The following is an 18,320-nucleotide window of genomic DNA, read 5'->3' as shown; positions in this document are numbered from 1 at the left end:
TTAGGATGGCATGCTGAGCATATTATACACAAAATAATCGGGTATGATAATAATCTGATTTACATGTTTAAAGTTTGATTAAAATACTGAGTCTTTATTTGTAGCAGGCAAGCCTGCTACACTCATTTATTTACATGGCTTAATATGAATAATATGGAAACAACTAAACCACCTTATCGAAAGTTGTGGCGCTCGCGCAGGGACAAGAAAATAGCGGGTGTCTGTGGAGGGCTGGCGGTCTACTTTGGCGTCGATCCCTTTTGGGTCCGTTTTGCCTTTGTGTTGTTCTTTCTATTAGGTGGGGCTGCATTCCTTTTATATCTCATCATGTGGTTTCTTATTCCACTGGAACCACGCGACTGGCATTAGCCACTGCGCTTCAAATGAGGGCATTAACAATTTAAACTTGAATTTGTGCTCGCTTTTGAGCACTATGTAGAATTGTTGAAAAATGACCGGTTCTCAGTATAATGTAAACTCAAGTCTGCTGATGTTTTAATCATAGTGACGAGTTTTTGTGATTGAAATCGCGTGATAGATTCTAATGGACTAACTTAGCAACCACAGTGAATATATGAATAAAATCGCCCTCTCTCAAAATGAAAAAATAGGTTATAAAAAGCAATTGGCCTTTGCCTGGCTGGTCTGGGGATTGGCTGCCGCTTTTTACTTCTCAGATTACATGGCCCGTGTTGCTCCTGGAGTAATGCATCGCAGCCTGCAAATTGATTTTGGCATTAACGAAGCGGGATTTGGTATTCTGACCGCCTCTTTTTATATTCCCTATATCATCATGCAGATTCCTGTGGGATTAACGGTTGATCGCCTGAGTATCCGCGGCATATTAACTGTAATGTCTTTAATTACCGCCCTGGGCTGTTGCGTTTTTGGTTTGGCTGATGGGCTGCTGGTGGCTTCTTTGGGGCGTATGCTGATTGGTTTTAGCGCCGCTTTTGCCTTTGTGAGTTCTTTAAGACTGGCCACTTCCTGGTTTCCGCCCGCGATGCTCGGTTTATTATCCGGTTTAACGCAGGCTCTGGGAATGCTGGGGGCCGCTGCAGGTGAAGCGCCTGTCTCCTTCCTGGTCGCTAATGTCGGCTGGCGTCATAGTATGCTGATCATTGCCTTTCTATTCATTGCGCTCGCTGGATTACTCTATCAGTTTGTCCAGGATCAACCTGGAATTCCCCGCCGGGAAATCAAAAAGCAGGCTTCTCAACTTAGTATTTTTCAAAGCCTGATGATAGTGCTCAAGCATCGTCAAACCTGGCTGAATGCGCTTTATGCGGGGTTTTTGTTCGGTCCTACTGCGGTGATTGGTGAGGCAATTGGTCCGGCTTATTTACAATATGGAAGAGGCTTATCCGCCCATTCAGCCGCTTTTGCAACTGGATTAATCTTCATTGGCTGGGGGATTAGCGGACCTCTCTCCGGCTGGATTTCAGATCGCATTGGGCGTCGTAAACCCTTGATGATTGCATCGGCAATTTTTGGTGTAATTCTGAGTTCACTATTTGTTTTCATTCCTGATATGAACACTTCCACAGCCTATTTTCTGTTTTTCGCTTTTGGAGTAACTAACACTGGAGTAGCCATTGCCTATGCGGTTTCCACTGAAATTCAGAATGGTAAAGTGCTGGGCACTGCGATAGCGTTCACCAATATGGCGTCAATTTTTGTTGGAGCCTGCATGCAGCCATTAGTTGGATGGCTGGTTGATAAAGCCGCAGGTGCGCGAGCCTATAATCTCGAAAATCTATTATTAACAGACTTTCAGGCAGGATTAAAAATATTACCGCTTTGCTCCCTTGTTGCTCTTATACTGGCTTTCCTGGTTAAAGAAACTTACTGTCATCCAGTTCGTGAAGCGCATTAGTCTGATATAAGCCTGCGCACTCGGGTGTGCAGGCGCCACATAGCAGGAACTCTTATTAATCAACATCTCTCCTACAGCTTTTAAATTCTCACAGACTGTTCAAATTAAAGGGTTTTTATCGTATTTCTTTTGCTAGTTAGGCAATCTCGTGTTTTAATTATCCCTAGCTTATATTCGGTTTTGTAACTGATGAGTTGGACTAACACACGGAGATAATAATGAAAAAACTTTTGGGAGTGGTGGTGATATTGGCCGCTCTAATCCTTGGTGGGTATTATGGTATGGGTGTAATGACCGAACGTACCATCAAAAAAGACGCTGCAATTGTTAACAAATCCGCTAACGTATTTATCGATATTCCCGAATATCATCGAGGATGGTTCCAATCAGATGCTAAATTAAATTGGAAGTTTCATGCACCTGAGCGTGTGGAAACAGGCGATGACGGACAAACAGTCACAATTCCTGCTCAAGACTTCCAGGGACAAATGCCATTGACTGTGTATCATGGTCCGATTATTTTCCACAAGGGAGTTCGTTTTGGGTTGGGTTATGCGCAAACTGCTATCCCATTGCCTGATGAAGCCCAGGCCCAGTTCAAGCAATTCTTTACAGCGGATTCCACAGCTCCGGAACTTAAATTAAGCCTGTTTGTAAATTATTTAAATAATAGCCGGGTAAAAATGGAAGTGCCGGCCTTTAAAATGGTGGCTCAGCAAGGCGGCGGAGAGTTTGAATGGCTGGGTATGAACAGTGCAATGACCATCACCTCAAACGTTGACAAGATTAAAGGGGATATCACGATTGATGGAATGCGCTTTGCTAAAAAAGACGCCAAAGTAACCGGAACCGTGGGTGAAATCAGTTCAGAATACAATCTGTACAAAGCGGATAACGGTTTATACTTTGGTGACGCCAGCATTTCCTTTCCTTCAGTATCTGTAAAAGCCGATACAGCCAATGTATTTCAGCTTGATGGTCTGGATATGTATTCCAGCAGCGATATTGATGGTGATTTATTCAATTCACATTTCAAAGTCTCTCTGAACAAAATGCAGATCGAAGATCAGACCTATGGTCCTGGTAATTTTGAAGTGGCGTTAAGAAATCTCGATGCCAATGTACTTGCCAAACTTAACCAGCAGGTTCAGCAGGCACAGCAGGGAACTGAACAGGAAAAGCAACAGGCTATCATGGCGATGCTGCCTGATCTGCCCAAGTTATTTTCCCGTGGTGCAGAGTTTGAAATTTCTGAACTTAGTTTCGCTATGCCGGAAGGAACGGTTGAAGGTAACTTACTGGTAAGCCTGCCCAAGGGCGAAATGGGCAACCCCTTTGAGGTGATGCAAAAGGTTCAGGGTAATGGCAAATTGAAAGTACCTGCTCCCATCCTTAAGAAGCTGATGACTCAAACTAACAAGCAACGTTTGGGATCTCAAGCTGCTCAACAGGAAATTGTTCAGCAGATACAAAATGCCCAGGCACAGAATGGAACCGCTACCAGTGCGGCAACAACCGCGCCAGACGTAACCCAGCAGGCTGCCTCCATGACAGAGCAACAAATTGCATCTATGCTGCAATCCGGATTGTTAGTACAGCAAGGCAATGACTATGTTATTGAGTTGAGTCTTAATCAGGGACAATTTGTGGTGAATACCAAGCCATTTACCCCGGCTATGCTGAAGTTTTAATCTTTTTAAAGAGTGATCCAGTAGTGGATCACTCTTTTCACCATTAAATCAATAAGTTGATTCACGAATTATGCTATAAAAGTGCTTTTTCATGCGTTAAAAGCGCAAATTACTAAACCTATACTTGTCAGGAATTGCCCAATTGGGTAAGATGCTGTTTTTCTAAGGAGGAGTTAATAATAATGACAACAATCAGTAGTGAAGCCGGCGATACAACTTCGTCACTGGCGGCATGTGTGACTCAATCTGTACAGAAATATTTCTCCGAGCTGAAGGGCACTGATCCTGTTGATCTATATCAATTTGTTCTGGAAGAAATTGAAACACCATTGTTCAAAGCAGTTATGGAACATTGCAAATATAATCAATCACGTGCTGCTGTAATGCTCGGAATCAGCCGAGGTACTTTAAGAACCAAGCTGCGCCGTTATTTCGACGACAAATATGTAGGTACGCGGGACTAATCAGTAAGAACCCCATCCGCCTCTATTCAGAATCGGATCCGGATGTTCCCTGATTATGCAGGTGCTTCATCAAGACACAGATTTGAAATGAAGCTAGTCTTTATGAAGCACAAGCACCTAATCAAATAGCTCTTGCCATTCTTCGCCTGATTAAAACTCCAGTTCCTTTGGTGGCTCAGCATCGGTGGCTTTTGTATGATTGTTAAAATCAAAGTTCACTTTAATCATCTGATTAAACAATTGGTAAAAATTCCTGGTCAAATCATGTCTTCCCTTATAGGCTGTCCACCTGCTGTTATTTTCAAGACTGGCCATATAGCCGATAAAGCAGATTTCATTGAGTATGCTAATATAGTCGACATTTCCTTTCATCAGATGCTTTTGATAAATGGAAATCATTCTCGCCATATTTCTGGGAACAGTCTTTTGGATTGCATCCCCGCCTTCAGCTGGGACGATATTGACCACCGTACCACCCCATAATTTTAAGGGCCAGCTGTTTGAAATTATTTTTTCTATCAGGCTGCGAACCACTGCCTTTGCAGTGTACATATCGAGCTGATCCATTTTTTGTATAATTCGCTCTCTTTTAGAAAGGGAACCTTCTGGCGCAGAATCAGATTTTTCAATTTCCTTATGAACTGCTTCTAATTTCCTTTTCAATCGAGCTTTCTGCAAGGGCTTTTGCCATACATAAAGATTACCTAAATGGCTAATCATTTGTTCGAGCAGCTCTCCTCTTTGCTGAGGATTAATGGTCCACTCCTGAATAGGCCTGGACTTAAACATTTGCAGATTGGAATCTGGCTCATGGAACTGCACATAGTCTGGCGGTGTCCATTGACTTAGATCCAGAGGGGAGAAATCAATCATTGCCTGCTGCAGAACACGATGGTTGGGCACGCAGAGCCCTTCAATCTCTTTCAGAGAAGCGCCTCCTGCCAAAAGCACTTGTTTGCAAAAATGAAAACAGTTATGCAAAGGGCCACCCCAGAGCCAGGTTGTCTGGCATAGCTGAACTAATTTGCTCATAGCGGCATCGGGATTGGGAACGTGAACCTTTTGAATAGCGACAACCCGCTTTTGCCACTTATCCAGATAAAAATCACGAAAATGCGCATCGCTGATGTAAATTGGATAATTGTAAAGCCCATTAATATGTACGTAACCCTTATCCTCGCCCAAATGCAGCAAAGTATGCCCTAATCCTGGCCCTGATCCAAAGCCTGAGGAGACGTAGACAATAGAAAAGCTGACGGCTTGTAACAAGCGATGCAGAGGAGGGCGAACGTTTCGCGCATTGAATGGGCTTTCAAGATCGTTAGGATCGGGGTGTAATTCCTCGAAAGGCCATAAATAGCGCCTCTCCTGAAAAAAACGCCGATTTTTACATATTTGTGCCAGATTCAGGATCACATGCTGTTCTTCATAGCTAAAGGCATGTCTTGATTTCAAGCAATCAACCATGTAGTTGCCAAAGGAAAGCAGATTCTTTGTCAGTTCTTGATTTTCCAATATCGTATATTTTTCCAGTGTTTTAAAAAATTCAGCGAAGACAGGATTTTGGCTGATAAAAGGTTGAAGCTGCAGAAGCATGTATTGAATTAAATCCAAGTCACTATAAATTCCCAGATTGTGGTTAATTTGAATTTGTAACTTTTGCTTAAGCTTTTGTGGATCATTATCGATTTCATCAATACTAAAGTTGGAAGGGAGGGGTAGTTTACGAATTTGAGAAATTGAAGTAGAGGGGTTGATGTAAAGATACAGGCAGAGCATGGAGCGAGTATCATATAAAGTGGCAAGCCGCGTTTGTGTAATAGGCAGTACACCAATTTCAGCATCTTTGATAAGTTGATTTAGCTTTTTTAATTCCAACTGATAATCAATCATGTCAATCCAGAAACGCTCTGATTCTCACAGACTCTGAGTGTTCAAGAATTATCTGTTAAATTAATATTAAAGTGAATAATTATTTTATAAGTTGTTTAAGCGATGAGAGTGGATGTGTAAAGAGCTGATAAGTGCCAGCATCTGCCTCGATAAGTTTCTCATTATGGCAGATGCTGATACGCAATCAAAACAAAGGCTTAGTCTGCAAACATTGAGCTGACAGACTCTTCAACATTGACGCGCTTGATTGCCTGGGCAAGCATATCGGCGAGACTGACGATGCGGATTTTTGGACATTGTTTGGCTTTTTCAGACAGAGGGATAGTGTCAGTAACAACAACTTCATCGAGGGATGAATTAACAATATTATCCACAGCGGGACCGGAAAGCACAGCATGGGTGATATAGGCTCTTACACTGATTGCGCCATTACGTTTGAGCTGAAGGGCTGCAGAACAAAGAGTTCCCGCGGTATCGACAATATCATCAATAATGAGGCAGTTCTTTCCATTCGGTTCACCGATAATGTGCATCACTTCCGATTTGTTAGGACCGCTTCGTCGTTTATCAATAATTGACAGTTCCGCATCATTGAGCCGCTTGGCCATCGCTCTGGCACGAACTACACCGCCCACATCGGGAGAGACAACCATCAGTTTGCTTAAATTCTGCTGTTTGATATCGTCAAGAAGTATGGGGGTAGAATAAACGTTATCCACTGGCATGTAGAAAAAACCCTGGATTTGATCAGCGTGCAGGTCAACCGTCAATACGCGGCAGATACCTACGGAAGCCATCATATCCGCAACCACTTTGGCTGTTATGGGAACCCTGGCAGAGCGAACTCGTCTATCCTGCCTGGCATAGCCGAAATAGGGAACTACCGCAGTGATACGCCCAGCGGATGAGCGCCGTAAGGCATCCGCCATCGTTAGCAACTCCATCAGGTTATCATTTGCTGGAGCGCAGGTTGATTGTATAACAAAAATATCCTTGCCTCGGACATTTTCGAGAATTTCAACCATAGTTTCACCATCGCTGAAAGTTCCGACTGTGGCCTGGCCAATAGGTATTTGCAGGTGTGTAGCAATATTGAGAGCTAATTCTGGATTAGCATTGCCGGTAAAGAGCATCATAGTCGACATGTGTAACAAGCCTTCGATTAGTTAAATCAGTTAACTTAAACACATAGCAGAAGACAGCCAGAAAGATATAATTATTATTTTAGCGATCCGGTGAACGCATCCTTCCCGGTTATCTTCTGCCGTCTGTTTACTTGAATCAACAAGAAAATGGCTGGGGTGCTAGGATTCGAACCTAGGTATGCAGGGATCAAAACCCTGTGCCTTACCACTTGGCGACACCCCAATAAACTTTAAGATCCTTCATTGAGACATTGAGCGCTTCGCTACAATGTGCTGCGTATTTTGCAGATAAAATGCATCGATGTCAATGATACCTTAAAAAATTTTCTTGTTGTCAGAAAACTATAGAAGACCGAGAAAGAAAAAGCGAATACTCTCGAAGACTTGAGTTAAGGAATTATTGTAGGTTAGGCCAAGCCCAACCCACATCCGGCAGTGAAGGCTAGACTCTCCAGCGTTTAATCACAAACTTGATAAAGACCCCATTACCCTGAAGTTTTATCTGGCTGGGCAAATAGGCATTGCCTGATTTGGTATAGCCGAGATATTGAATGGTATAGCCTCCCTGACGCAGCAGCGTTAAATAGCCGGAAGGATCCTTCACTGCTGTTTGTACTTTACCGGGAGCAGGAACACCGCGTACCCAATAGTAAAGGCTGGTCACCGGTAAGCGGACACCAGTTTGCTGCAGTAAAAGCTGCTCGGCATTACTGGATGTAGCTGATTTCGGGCCATCGCGGAAACTGACCTGACCACCCTGTTTTTGAATGAGCACTGTTCCGCTGCCCAGCGGGCCAAAAAGCCTGATTTGATAATTGCTCATGCCGCGTTGAACCCAGTTAACTGAAGCACTCCATGCCTTATTTTTGCTTCGCGCAGCCATTGCTCCGGAAATTTCCCATGAAGAGATTCCATTCGCTGCTGTTTTTGCGACGCTGGTGTCCGTTTTTGCCGCCTTGGCGTTTTGGTCTGATATTGCTGCTTTTGTGTTCTGGGCTTTTTGTCCAGTGGCGTTGAGAGCTGTTTCGGATTCTGAAGGCGCAACGGGTGTACTCGTTGGCGGAGGTTCAGCAGCGGCTAACTGATCGGATGCTATTTCTGTGGCTGGCGGTTTTGGCGCGCAGGCAGTAAGACAAACGAGTGATAGTAATCCCAGATACTTAAATGCATTCATTGCATGTTCCTTAGAAGAATTGGCGGTGTCCAATGACCAGGAAGATATGGATAGTCTTTTTAAATACAATACGCTAGACTGAAACAACTTGCAATCAAGACAATCATTATGAAACAACGAGCAGTTTATCCCGGTACTTTTGACCCTGTAACCTGTGGCCATGTCGATATCATCAGTAGAGCAGCGACTATTTTTCCGGAATTAATCGTTGCTGTGGCTGGTAATGAAGCTAAAAAACCGTATTTTCCGCTGGAGGTGCGTATTGAGTTATTGAAAGAGTCTCTGAAAGACATTCCTGGTGTCTCTGTGGTAGGTTTCAATAGCTTATTGATTGATTTCGTACAGGAGCAAAAAGCAGGCATTATTTTGCGCGGTCTTCGGGCAGTAAATGATTTTGAATATGAGTTCCAGTTAGCGGGTATGAACAGAAAACTTTGCCGCGATATTGAAACCCTGTTTTTGACACCATCAGAAAATCTCTTATTTATTTCATCCACTTTAGTAAGAGAAATTGCTAACTTAAAAGGCGAGATTTCTCAATTCGTGCCCCCTTGCGTTGTGAAGGCCTTTGCTGAGAGGATGAGTGCCTGACAATGAAGAAACTGATTGCTTCTTTACTTGTGCTGGCATGTGGTTTACCTCATGCTAAAACAGTTCAGGAGAAGCCGGGTGGCTATGCTGTCGCTTCAGCTCATCCCCTGGCCACTAATGCCGGCCTTGCGGTCCTGGCAAAGGGCGGCAATGCCTTTGACGCAGTTATCGCTGTAAGTGCTGTACTGGCGGTAGTCGCTCCCTATCACAGTGGTCTGGGAGGCGGTGGATTCTGGCTATTGCACCGGGCAGAAGATAAAAAAAATACATTAATCGATGGGCGCGAAGTGGCGCCATTGGCTGCACACAAAACCATGTTCTGGGATAAAAATGGCAAGGTAATTCCTGAATTATCACTCAACGGGGGACTGGCCGCGGCTATTCCCGGCGAACCGGCCGCCCTGGCTTATATCGCTTCGCATTATGGAAAACTGCCTTTATCTGAAAGTCTTGCGCCAGCAATCCAACTGGCCGAGAACGGTTTTCCTGTTGATCAGCAATTTTATAATTTCTCAACAATGAGTGATCGCCTCGAACAAATGCGAAAATACCCGGCAACCGCCAGAGTTTATTTACACGATGGTCAACCCTATTCCGTAGGCGAATGCCTGAAACAACCGGAGCTGGCAAAAACCCTTCGCCTGTTAGCCAGTAAAGGCCATGCCGGGTTTTATCAGGGCGAAGTGGCAGAAAAACTGGTCGCAGGAGCGAGGGCCGCGGGTGGAATCTGGACACTGGAGGATCTCAGTAATTATAAGGTTAAGGAACGGGAGCCCTTGCAGGGTGCGTATCATAATATGCTGATTATCACCGCACCTCCTCCTTCTGCGGGCGGGATAGAATTATTAACCATGCTTAATATATTAAGCGCTTTCCCTCTGGAGTCGCTGGATCGTGCGCAATGGATCCATTATCTCGTTGAGGCGATGCGCCTGTCATTCTGGCAGGGTAACCAAATGCTTGCCGATCCTGATTTTGTTAAAATACCGGTAGAGCGTCTCATTTCTGCCGCAGAAGCTAAAAAGTTGCGTGAATTTATTTCTCCTGATAAGGCAACGCCCAGCAGCACCCTCGCCGAAAGCCGGTTTTTTCATGGTGGTAAAAATACAACGCATATTGCCATATTGGACAAAGAGGGTAATCGGGTGTCAGCAACTTTAACGGTTAATTTTATCTTTGGTTCGAGTGTGGTGGCTGAAGGAACGGGTGTACTACTGAATGATGAGATGGACGATTTTTCGTCCAAGCCTGGGCAGAAAAATGTGTATGGGCTGGTGGGCAGTGAACTCAATGTGATTGAGCCTGGTAAGCGGCCTTTATCCAGTATGACGCCCAGCTTTCTGGAAACGCCAGGGCGCTTGGCAATTGTCGGAACGCCAGGCGGGAGTCGTATCCCGACAATGGTTCTTATAGCTGCTCTCGCATTCTATGATTATGGCGGGGCAATCAGCATGGTTTCGACAATGCGTTTCCATCATCAGTATTTACCGGACTGGCTGCAGTTTGAACCGGATGCTTTTTCCCTGCAAGTTCAGGACAAATTAAAGAAGATGGGTTATCAACTGATGCCTCTTGATCAACCCTATGGCGATATGCAGGCAATCACCTGGGACAGGGAAAGAAATATCATTTCTGCGGCATCTGATCCCAGAAGGATAGGCCGGGCTTCCGTTATTTCCCAGATTCCGACAGGTTATGGTTTAACTCATTAGCTGGTTCAGGGATAGGGCTGCTGCTCTCGCCGACTAATTGTTCCATCACCTTGTGCACCCGCTCTACCAGCTCATCTCTTGTTTCCATAGTATATTGTGAAGCATCAATGGCTTCGCCAATATGGATTTCAGCCGTCTGGTTTATATTGAACTGCATGGTATGGGCGGGAAGAATATCATATGCTCCTCGAATCCCAATGGGGATAATCATTGCCTGTGATTGAATGGCGGTAATAAATGCCCCTTTTTTGAAAGCAGCAAGACGGCCATTTTTGGAACGTGTCCCCTCTGGTGCAATCCAAATGACAATCCCGCTTTCCATTAATTGCCGAGCTTCAGCCAGGTCTTTTATTGCCTGATGCCGATTATGCCGATCAATAAACGGAAATTCCGCTGCAGCCATTCCTTTACCCATAATAGGGATTCTGGATAATTCTCTCTTGGCCAACATCCGAATTGAATGATTGGGAAAGGCTTTGAAGCCTAAAGGGATATCATAAAGGCTGGTATGATTACACATAAGAATAGTAGGCTGGCCTGCCACGGGCGCCACATTACCTGGATTGATGATTTTACATTGGACACCAATCAATTTAAGCAGTTTATCAGACCAGTTACGAATGACCTGATCAACCCAGGGGCGAGTAATAGTCCCCCGCCAACTCTTAAAAATAGCTCTGGAGCAGGCATTCGCAGTATAACCCACAGAAACCAGGGAAATCCATAATGTACGCAGCTTGCTGATCTTCATAAAAGCTCAAAAGGAAAAAAGTTATCCTGATAATACTTCAAGTTATTTGAATTGCCCATAGAGAAAGTATAAAACAATCAGCCTCTAAGCTTCGCTTTTAATGGGTTGACATGAGGGGCAATAAGCCGAACTTCTACCGGCGAGTCGAATACTTTGAAGTGGCTGGGAGCAAATCACGCAGGGCAGTTTCTCCCGCCCATAGACCTGTAAATCAAAGGCGAAATAGCCGGGTTTACCATGAGGTGAAATAAAGTCTTTAAGGGTGGTTCCTCCTGCGGCCAGTGCCTGCGTTAAAACCTTTCTGATGGCGGCCGCTAATCGCTCATAATCCTTTTCGTCCAAGGCTTTTGCAGCGTTGGCGGGATGAATTCCAGCCATAAACAGGCTCTCACTGGCGTAAATATTACCAACGCCGACCACAATATCATTATTCATAATAAAGGATTTAATCGCCTGTTTACGATTACGGCTTTGCTGATACAGATAGCTTGCGCTAAATGCCTCTGACAAAGGTTCTGGGCCAAGGCGGGCCAGTAATGGATGTGATTCCGGCTTGATTTCAGAATAAAGGCATAATCCAAAGCGGCGGGTGTCGTTATAGCGCAGTATTTGCCCGTTATCCAGTTCAATGTCGATATGATCATGTTTTCCAGGCGCTAATCCGTTCTGCACTATACGAAAATGGCCTGACATGCCCAGATGAATAAGGATGTATCCCTGATTAGATAAATGCAGCAGTAAATACTTACCGCGTCGGGAAACCGTATCAATTCGCTGACCCACACAGCTCTCGGCAAATTGCGGATTAACGGGCACACGCAATTGCTGGCAGCGGACAATGCAATTCCGAATCAGTTTATTCTTAACACAGGAAAGAAGTCCTTGTCGTGTGGTTTCTACTTCGGGTAATTCAGGCATTAATCATGATCTTTGTGTTCAATAATACGCCCCGATGTCTTTGCTACATTTTTGGAGGGGAAAATGAGGCGTTTAATCGTTGCAAAAATCCATAAAGTTCCACCAATCAGGATTCCCCAAACCAGAACATAGGAAAACATGATAAAGAGACCAACTAACAGGGAAATGGCTATTCCGAGTAACAGGAATGGAATTAAAGTCTGAAATAACTGTTGAATTTTATCATTCATTAGTAGAGCCCATGCGAATTCGGATTATAAGAGTGAGTTTTAATTCGGAACATTTACAAATTATCAATTAAATTATCGTTCACATTCTGCAAGGATGCAATGCGCATTTGTGCAAATTATGTTATGATCTTAAGAACTACCCATAAAAAATGGATAATTATACCAATTTCTTACATAGATTATCCGCCGTTTCTATTATTACTGTAAGTATTACAGGAGAGCTTCATGGTTCATGGCCTTTTAAATCTTTCATTCTGGGGGTATGTCGTTGCTACTCTCATCTTAACTCAGATAACTATCGCAGGCGTTACTTTATACCTGCACCGCTATCAAACGCATCGTGCTTTAACCCTTCATCCTGTCGTTAGTCATATTTTTCGCTTCTGGTTATGGCTCACAACTGGGATGGTTACGGCCCAATGGGTAGCCATTCATCGCAAGCATCATGCCTCGACCGATGTCGAAGGGGATCCGCATAGCCCCAAGGTATTAGGATTGAAGAAAGTACTCTGGGAAGGCGCCGAGTTGTACAAGGAAGCGTCTCAGGATAAAGAAATGGTTGCCAAATACTCACATGGCACGCCCAACGACTGGGTCGAAAGAAACATCTACAGCCGTTTTTCATCCAAAGGCATTTTGTTAATGTTTCTGGTTGACTTGCTGCTATTTGGAGTTCCTGGAATTACAATCTGGGCAATTCAAATGGTATGGATTCCCTTTCACGCCGCAGGAGTGATCAATGGTGTCGGGCACCACTTTGGTTATCGCAATTTTGAATGCCATGATGCCGCCACTAATATTTTTCCCTGGGGTTTTTGGATCGGCGGTGAGGAATTGCACAACAATCATCACACCTTCGCTTCTTCTGCCAAATTTTCTGTGAAATGGTGGGAGTTTGATATTGGCTGGTTGTACATTCGATGTCTTTCCGCTCTAGGCTTGGCCAAGGTTAAAAAACTGCCGCCTAAACTCGGCAAAGATGCTGCTAAATTACATGTTGACCTTGATACGGTAAAAGCAGTTATCAGCAATCGCTTTCAGGTCATGTCGCATTATTACAAACATGTAGTCCGTCCTATTCTGAAGACAGAAAAGAAAACAGTAATTGCCGGCGACAAATCCCAGAAGAAAATGTTTCAGCGAGCCGGCCGTTTACTCCGTCTCCAGGACAGTTTGCTGTCTCCAAAAGCCAAGTCCAAACTGCACACGCTGTTGGCCAGCCGCGAGAAGTTAAGATTGGTCTATACTTATCGCCAGTCATTGCAAAATATTTGGCTTAAAACCGCCTCTTCCCAGAAGGAGTTGGTTGAAGCTTTACAGCAATGGTGCAAGCAGGCAGAGGAGTCTGGTTTAGAAGTTTTACAGCAGTTTGCTCAACAGATTAAGGCCTATGTGCCCAAGCCTGTTCGAGTATGAGGTCAGAATCCAAGCAAGAACAATAATCAGGATGGCAGGATGTTGTCCTGATTGATGGATCATCAAAAAACGGAATAAAAGAGTTTAAGCAAGCCTGTGCATAACAGTCTTGCTTATTTTCATTGACATTAAACGGATTTTCCTTTGAAGTAAAAGGGTATTCGTTTAAAAACAGAAGGGAGTTTCATTTATGGACAAAATGATAGCCTTGGTTACTGGAGGTACCGGTGGGATTGGCTCCGCCATTTGCCAGCGTCTGGCAGCTGATTATCACGTAATCGCCTGCTACTATAAAGGTGGCAAACACGAAGAAGCAAAACGCTGGCAGCAGGAACAAAAAGAAGCCGGCCATGATATTGATATTGTTTATGGTGATATCGCCAATTATGCCGACTGCGAAAAATTAGTTGCTCTGGTTACCGAGCGCTATGGTCATATCGATGTACTGGTTAATAATGCCGGTATTACAGTCGATACCAGTTTTAAAAAAATGACTCCGCAACAATGGCAGCAGGTAATTGATGCCAATCTCACCAGCGTCTTTAATATGACGCGCAATGTGCTTCCCGGTATGCTTGAAAAAAATTATGGGCGCATCATCAGCATTTCTTCAATCAATGGTCGAAAAGGGCAGTTTGGCCAGTGCAACTATGCTGCCAGTAAGGCTGCATTATTTGGATTTACCAAGAGTCTGGCGATGGAAGTGGCCAATAAAGGTATTACTGTTAATACTATTGCACCAGGATATATCGAGACCCCCATGCTTGCTGCTATGAAGGAAGAGGTTTTGAAAAGCATTGTTGCAAATATTCCGGTAGGGCGTCTGGGAACTCCTGAAGAAGTCGCTGAAGCAGTTGCTTTCCTGGCTGCAAAAACATCTGGATTTATTACTGGCTCCAATCTGGATATCAATGGCGGACAGTACATGTCATAACAATGGATGGCAGCTGTTTTGCCATTCACTATAATGGGTTTTTCTAGCAATGACTGCTTTTAATCCATTGAGAATTTTTACCTTGTCAGCTATCAAGAGTGAGGAAGTATGGATAAAAAGAATATGGCATTGATTACAGGGGGTACTGGTGACATTGGTACTGCTGTTGCAAAAGCACTCAACGCAAAATATAAAACAGTTGTTGCTTTGGATATTATGGCTGCCGATGAGGGGCCTTTGTGGCAGGCTGCTTTAAATGAAGAAGGCTTTGAAACCATTGTTTTTCGGCGGATGAATGTTTGTGATTTCGATGAGTGCCAGCATGTCATCAATGCACTTGTAGATGAGTTTGGTCCTGTAAGTGCATTAATCAATAATGCCGGGATTACTCGTGACGCCGTATTTCATAAAATGACAAAGCAGCAGTGGGACGAAGTTTTAAGGGTCAACCTGGATGGAATGTTTAATGTGACACGCCAGGTCGTTGACTCAATGCGTGAGCAAGCCTATGGGCGCATTGTTAATATTTCCTCGGTTAACGCGCAGAAGGGACAGTTTTCTCAAGCCAATTATGCCGCCTCGAAAGCAGGGGTTTACGGATTTACAAAAAGCCTCGCTCAGGAGATGATGCTTAAAAATGTGACGGTTAACAGTATTTCGCCAGGCTATGTGAATACTCGCTTAATGAAAGGAATACGCCCTGATATCCTGCAATCAATTATTGAACTCATCCCCGCCAAGCGTTTAGCGGAGCCAGAAGAAGTTGCCTGGGTTGTGGAGTTTTTACTGGATGATAGAAGCCGTTACCTCACAGGAGCTAACCTGAGTGTTAATGGCGGTTTGCATATGTATTAACCTTCATCCATTTTGCAAGAGAGACTTTATGAGCCGGCTGATAAAAAAATATAAGAATCGTCGTCTGTACGATATGGAAAAAAGCAAATACATTACTGTCGAAGAATTGCAGCAGTATGTGATTGAGGGAATTGATTTTCGCGTAGAGGACTCTACAAGCAGTCAGGACATCACCAATAGCACTCTCCTGCAGATTTTCATGGAGATGGAAAGCGGAACCACCCAATTTCTTTCTCCAGAGGTTCTAAGGCAATTAATTATACTGGCGAAACATCCAATGCATCAGCTGTTTGCTAATATGCTGGAGCAATTTTTCACCAATATGCAAGCATCATTGAATTCAAATCCCTATTTGACGAATGCCCAGCAAACTAGTATGGCATGGCAGCAGCAAATGCAGCAGTTTGTTTCTCAATGGCAGAAAATATTCAAAACCAGTTAAATGGTGCACTGCAAAAAAAAATTACTCCAATCTCTTGACATCCTCATAAGACGGATCTAATCTATTATTGTGCAATGCAACATATTAGGAGACTGTTATGAATCAAGAATATTTTGAAAAATGGACTGAAATGGCTAAAAAGGTTCAGGCTCCTTGGCAAGAAATTGTAGAGTTAAATGTCAAAACTTTGCAAAATTTGAACTATATCAAGCCTGAAGAATTAGCTAACTTAAAAAAACCTGAAGAGTTGTTTGAAAAACAAATCAGATTACTGATTGAGAATGGCCATAAAACGCTGGATCACATGCAACGTTCGTTTGAAATTGTGGAAAAAGCGATGCTTTCAATGGTTCAGGAAGCCCGTGAAAAGGGTGGAGTACAACATTAATTCTTAGGGTCGATCGCAGTCAGCCATAAGGATTTCTCCTCCCACTTAAGTTAAGCTCAATTGTATATCCAACTGTCATCCCCGCGAAGGCGGGGATCTATCTCTGATCTGGCTATAATGCCGACTGAAGAATGGATTCCCGCCTTTGCGGGAAAGACTAATTCTTAACATAATTGGAGTGCAGCCTGGCGGAGGGAATTCTCCAGCGAATCACTCCATCCTCTTAAAAACTTCAGTTCCATCAATAATCCTCTTCACTGTGTCCAAGCCCAGTTTTCTTAACAAGCGGATATTATTTACAGGAATTGATTCAGTATCACCATAACGATTAATCGCCTCTTCCAGGCTTTCCTCTCGTAAAATATGCAGCATGGGGTAGGGTGAGCGATTGGTGTAATTAGTAACATCATCGCTTGATGTGTCTGAAAAATAATAATCTGGATGGAAGCTTGCTAACTGAAAGATACCCTCAAGTTCTTCTTGCTGGATTAATAAATCGCTACGCTCAAGCAATTCCAGATAATGAAAAAAGTCCGCAAATTGCTGTGGAAAAATTAAAAAACTGGTCTCAATCGCTGGATTGGTTTCCAATATATGAAGTTCATCGAGTAAGCACTGCAGAGCTTCAGCCATAGTGTCCACTTCAGCGACCTGAAATCTGACGGTTTGTTTTTTCATTTCGCGTTTTGCAAAAGGACAAAGATTAAGAGAGATAATAAAAGTTTCTATCCAGCGTTTGGTATTTTCTATAATCAGGTCAGAAGATGAGGACATACTATTCAGATTAAAATATAAAACTTATTGTTCATTGATTCCTGCATAATATAATAAATATATAGCATTGATAAAGGAATGGATCATGAATCAGGACAAATTACTGCCATCGATTCTATACGGAACTGCCTGGAAGGAAGAGCAGACCGAAGTGCTTTGTTACCAGGCTTTGAAAGCCGGTTTTACTGGAATTGATACGGCTAATCAGCGCAGACACTATTATGAAGAAGGGGTTGGCCTGGGAATTAGTCGGTTTTTGATTGAGTCTGGACAAAGCCGCGAAAGTCTGTTTTTACAGAGCAAATACACCTATGCAGAGGGACAGGATCACCGAAAACCTTATGATGAGAGTGACTCCTATGCCAATCAGGTCAGGCAATCACTTGAAAGCTCCCTCTTACATCTAAAGACTGATTATCTGGACTCCTATATTCTGCATGGCCCTTATTCCGGGCAGGGCTTAACTGAGCAGGATTGGGAGGTCTGGAATACAATGGAGGAACTGCTTCGCGAAGGAAAAGTCCGCATGCTGGGAGTTTCCAATGTCAATCTTGCTCAATTGAAGGCGCTCTACCAGCGAGCTGCAATAAAACCTCGCTTTGTGCAGAATCGCTGCTTTGCTGTTAAGTTGTGGGACAAGGAGATTCGACAGTTCTGTGATGAAAAATCCTTAATCTATCAGGGTTTCTCATTGTTGACTGCCAATTATCAATATCTTGCAAATCCTAAGCTTCATCTCTTATGTGAAAAGTACAATAAAACACTGGCACAGATGATTTTTCGGTTTGCCCTGGATATAGGCATTCTTGCGCTCACCGGCACAACCAGGCTGCAACATATGAAAGAGGACCTGGATATTGGCAATTTTTCACTTATGCCTTCCGAGATAGCGCAAATTGAAGAAATAGCTTGAGTTAGACCCCTCTCTCTAGCTCTCTCCCCAGAGGGGCGAGAGGACTTTAAGGAATGATTCCATTTAAGAGAACCCCCTCTCTCTAGCTCTCTCCCCAGAGGGGCGAGAGGACTTTAAGGAATGATTCCATTTAAGAGAACCCCCTCTCTCTAA

At 43.7% G+C, this 18,320-nt stretch carries 19 protein-coding genes and 1 tRNA gene; 12 read left to right on the top strand and 8 right to left on the bottom strand.

The window, feature by feature from the left end; all coding sequences use genetic code 11:
- Nucleotides 1–144: 144 nt before the first annotated feature.
- The 4 genes from E1O89_RS08770 to E1O89_RS08755 all read left to right on the top strand — a co-directional run bounded on the left by E1O89_RS08770 (nt 145) and on the right by E1O89_RS08755 (nt 4,031).
- Nucleotides 145–369 (top strand): PspC domain-containing protein, encoded by a 225-nt coding sequence (locus E1O89_RS08770; RefSeq protein WP_316043239.1) that lies wholly within the window; start codon nt 145–147, stop codon nt 367–369.
- Nucleotides 370–574: 205 nt separating this feature from the next.
- A complete protein-coding gene (locus E1O89_RS08765) occupies nt 575–1,876 on the top strand; it encodes an MFS transporter (protein ID WP_133139830.1) in 1,302 nt (433 codons plus the stop codon).
- A gap of 218 nt (nt 1,877–2,094) precedes the next feature.
- Nucleotides 2,095–3,567, top strand: coding sequence for a YdgA family protein (locus tag E1O89_RS08760; RefSeq protein ID WP_133139829.1), 1,473 nt, complete (start codon nt 2,095–2,097; stop codon nt 3,565–3,567).
- Between the two features lie 182 nt (nt 3,568–3,749).
- A complete protein-coding gene (locus E1O89_RS08755) occupies nt 3,750–4,031 on the top strand; it encodes a helix-turn-helix domain-containing protein (protein WP_058507199.1) in 282 nt (93 codons plus the stop codon).
- A gap of 150 nt (nt 4,032–4,181) precedes the next feature.
- Here E1O89_RS08755 and E1O89_RS08750 read toward each other — a convergent pair whose 3' ends face one another.
- From E1O89_RS08750 to lolB, 4 genes are all read right to left on the bottom strand, one after another.
- Entirely contained in the window at nt 4,182–5,924 is a 1,743-nt protein-coding gene (locus E1O89_RS08750; protein ID WP_133139828.1) for a hypothetical protein, read from the bottom strand.
- Nucleotides 5,925–6,121: 197 nt separating this feature from the next.
- Nucleotides 6,122–7,069, bottom strand: a complete 948-nt coding sequence (locus E1O89_RS08745; protein WP_058507201.1) for a ribose-phosphate pyrophosphokinase — start codon at nt 7,067–7,069, stop codon at nt 6,122–6,124.
- Nucleotides 7,070–7,217: 148 nt separating this feature from the next.
- Nucleotides 7,218–7,292 (bottom strand) — tRNA-Gln (locus tag E1O89_RS08740).
- A 219-nt stretch (nt 7,293–7,511) separates the two neighbouring features.
- Nucleotides 7,512–8,243: a lipoprotein insertase outer membrane protein LolB gene (gene lolB / locus E1O89_RS08735; protein WP_133139827.1), complete on the bottom strand. Its 732-nt coding sequence runs from the start codon at nt 8,241–8,243 to the stop codon at nt 7,512–7,514.
- 108 nt (nt 8,244–8,351) lie between these two features.
- Between lolB and coaD the strand changes: the two genes are divergently transcribed.
- Both coaD and ggt read left to right on the top strand, forming a co-directional pair.
- A complete protein-coding gene (gene coaD, locus E1O89_RS08730) occupies nt 8,352–8,834 on the top strand; it encodes a pantetheine-phosphate adenylyltransferase (RefSeq protein WP_112219356.1) in 483 nt (160 codons plus the stop codon).
- A gap of 2 nt (nt 8,835–8,836) precedes the next feature.
- The gene (gene ggt / locus E1O89_RS08725; RefSeq protein ID WP_133139826.1) at nt 8,837–10,546 is read left to right on the top strand and encodes a gamma-glutamyltransferase; all 1,710 of its coding nucleotides are present in this window, start codon (nt 8,837–8,839) and stop codon (nt 10,544–10,546) included.
- On the opposite strand, the gene E1O89_RS08720 is transcribed toward ggt, so the two are convergent.
- The 3 genes from E1O89_RS08720 to E1O89_RS08710 form a co-directional block, all read right to left on the bottom strand.
- On the bottom strand, nt 10,506–11,297 hold the full coding sequence (locus E1O89_RS08720; RefSeq protein WP_133139825.1) for a lysophospholipid acyltransferase family protein: 792 nt from the start codon (nt 11,295–11,297) through the stop codon (nt 10,506–10,508). The genes ggt and E1O89_RS08720 overlap by 41 nt on opposite strands.
- An 84-nt stretch (nt 11,298–11,381) precedes the next feature.
- Nucleotides 11,382–12,215 (bottom strand): bifunctional DNA-formamidopyrimidine glycosylase/DNA-(apurinic or apyrimidinic site) lyase, encoded by an 834-nt coding sequence (gene mutM / locus E1O89_RS08715; RefSeq protein ID WP_133139824.1) that lies wholly within the window; start codon nt 12,213–12,215, stop codon nt 11,382–11,384.
- On the bottom strand, nt 12,215–12,445 hold the full coding sequence (locus tag E1O89_RS08710; RefSeq protein WP_112219352.1) for a hypothetical protein: 231 nt from the start codon (nt 12,443–12,445) through the stop codon (nt 12,215–12,217). The genes mutM and E1O89_RS08710 overlap by 1 nt, the downstream gene beginning before the upstream one ends.
- A 225-nt stretch (nt 12,446–12,670) precedes the next feature.
- On the opposite strand from E1O89_RS08710, the gene E1O89_RS08705 reads away from it, so the two are divergent.
- The 5 genes from E1O89_RS08705 to E1O89_RS08685 all read left to right on the top strand — a co-directional run bounded on the left by E1O89_RS08705 (nt 12,671) and on the right by E1O89_RS08685 (nt 16,480).
- The gene (locus E1O89_RS08705) at nt 12,671–13,861 is read left to right on the top strand and encodes a fatty acid desaturase (RefSeq protein WP_133139823.1); all 1,191 of its coding nucleotides are present in this window, start codon (nt 12,671–12,673) and stop codon (nt 13,859–13,861) included.
- A gap of 190 nt (nt 13,862–14,051) precedes the next feature.
- Nucleotides 14,052–14,795: an acetoacetyl-CoA reductase gene (gene phbB, locus E1O89_RS08700; RefSeq protein ID WP_133139822.1), complete on the top strand. Its 744-nt coding sequence runs from the start codon at nt 14,052–14,054 to the stop codon at nt 14,793–14,795.
- A gap of 108 nt (nt 14,796–14,903) precedes the next feature.
- Complete coding sequence (phbB, locus tag E1O89_RS08695; RefSeq protein WP_133139821.1) at nt 14,904–15,650, top strand: acetoacetyl-CoA reductase; 747 nt, start codon at nt 14,904–14,906, stop codon at nt 15,648–15,650.
- A gap of 28 nt (nt 15,651–15,678) precedes the next feature.
- Entirely contained in the window at nt 15,679–16,092 is a 414-nt protein-coding gene (locus E1O89_RS08690) for a polyhydroxyalkanoate synthesis regulator DNA-binding domain-containing protein (protein ID WP_133139820.1), read from the top strand.
- Nucleotides 16,093–16,189: 97 nt separating this feature from the next.
- Nucleotides 16,190–16,480, top strand: coding sequence for a phasin family protein (locus E1O89_RS08685; RefSeq protein WP_133139819.1), 291 nt, complete (start codon nt 16,190–16,192; stop codon nt 16,478–16,480).
- Nucleotides 16,481–16,690: 210 nt separating this feature from the next.
- On the opposite strand, the gene E1O89_RS08680 is transcribed toward E1O89_RS08685, so the two are convergent.
- Nucleotides 16,691–17,254, bottom strand: a complete 564-nt coding sequence (locus E1O89_RS08680) for a DUF1415 domain-containing protein (RefSeq protein WP_133139818.1) — start codon at nt 17,252–17,254, stop codon at nt 16,691–16,693.
- Nucleotides 17,255–17,339: 85 nt separating this feature from the next.
- Here E1O89_RS08680 and E1O89_RS08675 point away from each other — a divergent pair, with 85 nt between their 5' ends.
- Complete coding sequence (locus tag E1O89_RS08675) at nt 17,340–18,167, top strand: aldo/keto reductase family protein (protein WP_133139817.1); 828 nt, start codon at nt 17,340–17,342, stop codon at nt 18,165–18,167.
- Nucleotides 18,168–18,320: the final 153 nt, after the last annotated feature.

Source organism: Legionella genomosp. 1, assembly GCF_900640215.1.
GTDB lineage: Bacteria > Pseudomonadota > Gammaproteobacteria > Legionellales > Legionellaceae > Legionella_C > Legionella_C quinlivanii_A.
Note: the sequence above shows the minus strand (reverse complement) of the source record. Positions and strands in the feature narration are given on the sequence as shown.

Excerpts from the sequence above, each read along its gene's own strand:
- E1O89_RS08770 (WP_316043239.1), top strand. The coding sequence starts at position 145 with ATGAATAATATGGAAACAACTAAACCACCTTATCGAAAGTTGTGGCGC.
- E1O89_RS08765 (WP_133139830.1), top strand. The coding sequence starts at position 575 with ATGAATAAAATCGCCCTCTCTCAAAATGAAAAAATAGGTTATAAAAAG.
- E1O89_RS08760 (WP_133139829.1), top strand. The coding sequence starts at position 2,095 with ATGAAAAAACTTTTGGGAGTGGTGGTGATATTGGCCGCTCTAATCCTT.
- E1O89_RS08755 (WP_058507199.1), top strand. The coding sequence starts at position 3,750 with ATGACAACAATCAGTAGTGAAGCCGGCGATACAACTTCGTCACTGGCG.
- E1O89_RS08750 (WP_133139828.1), bottom strand. The coding sequence starts at position 5,924 with ATGATTGATTATCAGTTGGAATTAAAAAAGCTAAATCAACTTATCAAA.
- E1O89_RS08745 (WP_058507201.1), bottom strand. The coding sequence starts at position 7,069 with ATGTCGACTATGATGCTCTTTACCGGCAATGCTAATCCAGAATTAGCT.
- lolB (WP_133139827.1), bottom strand. The coding sequence starts at position 8,243 with ATGAATGCATTTAAGTATCTGGGATTACTATCACTCGTTTGTCTTACT.
- coaD (WP_112219356.1), top strand. The coding sequence starts at position 8,352 with ATGAAACAACGAGCAGTTTATCCCGGTACTTTTGACCCTGTAACCTGT.
- ggt (WP_133139826.1), top strand. The coding sequence starts at position 8,837 with ATGAAGAAACTGATTGCTTCTTTACTTGTGCTGGCATGTGGTTTACCT.
- E1O89_RS08720 (WP_133139825.1), bottom strand. The coding sequence starts at position 11,297 with ATGAAGATCAGCAAGCTGCGTACATTATGGATTTCCCTGGTTTCTGTG.
- mutM (WP_133139824.1), bottom strand. The coding sequence starts at position 12,215 with ATGCCTGAATTACCCGAAGTAGAAACCACACGACAAGGACTTCTTTCC.
- E1O89_RS08710 (WP_112219352.1), bottom strand. The coding sequence starts at position 12,445 with ATGAATGATAAAATTCAACAGTTATTTCAGACTTTAATTCCATTCCTG.
- E1O89_RS08705 (WP_133139823.1), top strand. The coding sequence starts at position 12,671 with ATGGTTCATGGCCTTTTAAATCTTTCATTCTGGGGGTATGTCGTTGCT.
- phbB (WP_133139822.1), top strand. The coding sequence starts at position 14,052 with ATGGACAAAATGATAGCCTTGGTTACTGGAGGTACCGGTGGGATTGGC.
- phbB (WP_133139821.1), top strand. The coding sequence starts at position 14,904 with ATGGATAAAAAGAATATGGCATTGATTACAGGGGGTACTGGTGACATT.
- E1O89_RS08690 (WP_133139820.1), top strand. The coding sequence starts at position 15,679 with ATGAGCCGGCTGATAAAAAAATATAAGAATCGTCGTCTGTACGATATG.
- E1O89_RS08685 (WP_133139819.1), top strand. The coding sequence starts at position 16,190 with ATGAATCAAGAATATTTTGAAAAATGGACTGAAATGGCTAAAAAGGTT.
- E1O89_RS08680 (WP_133139818.1), bottom strand. The coding sequence starts at position 17,254 with ATGTCCTCATCTTCTGACCTGATTATAGAAAATACCAAACGCTGGATA.
- E1O89_RS08675 (WP_133139817.1), top strand. The coding sequence starts at position 17,340 with ATGAATCAGGACAAATTACTGCCATCGATTCTATACGGAACTGCCTGG.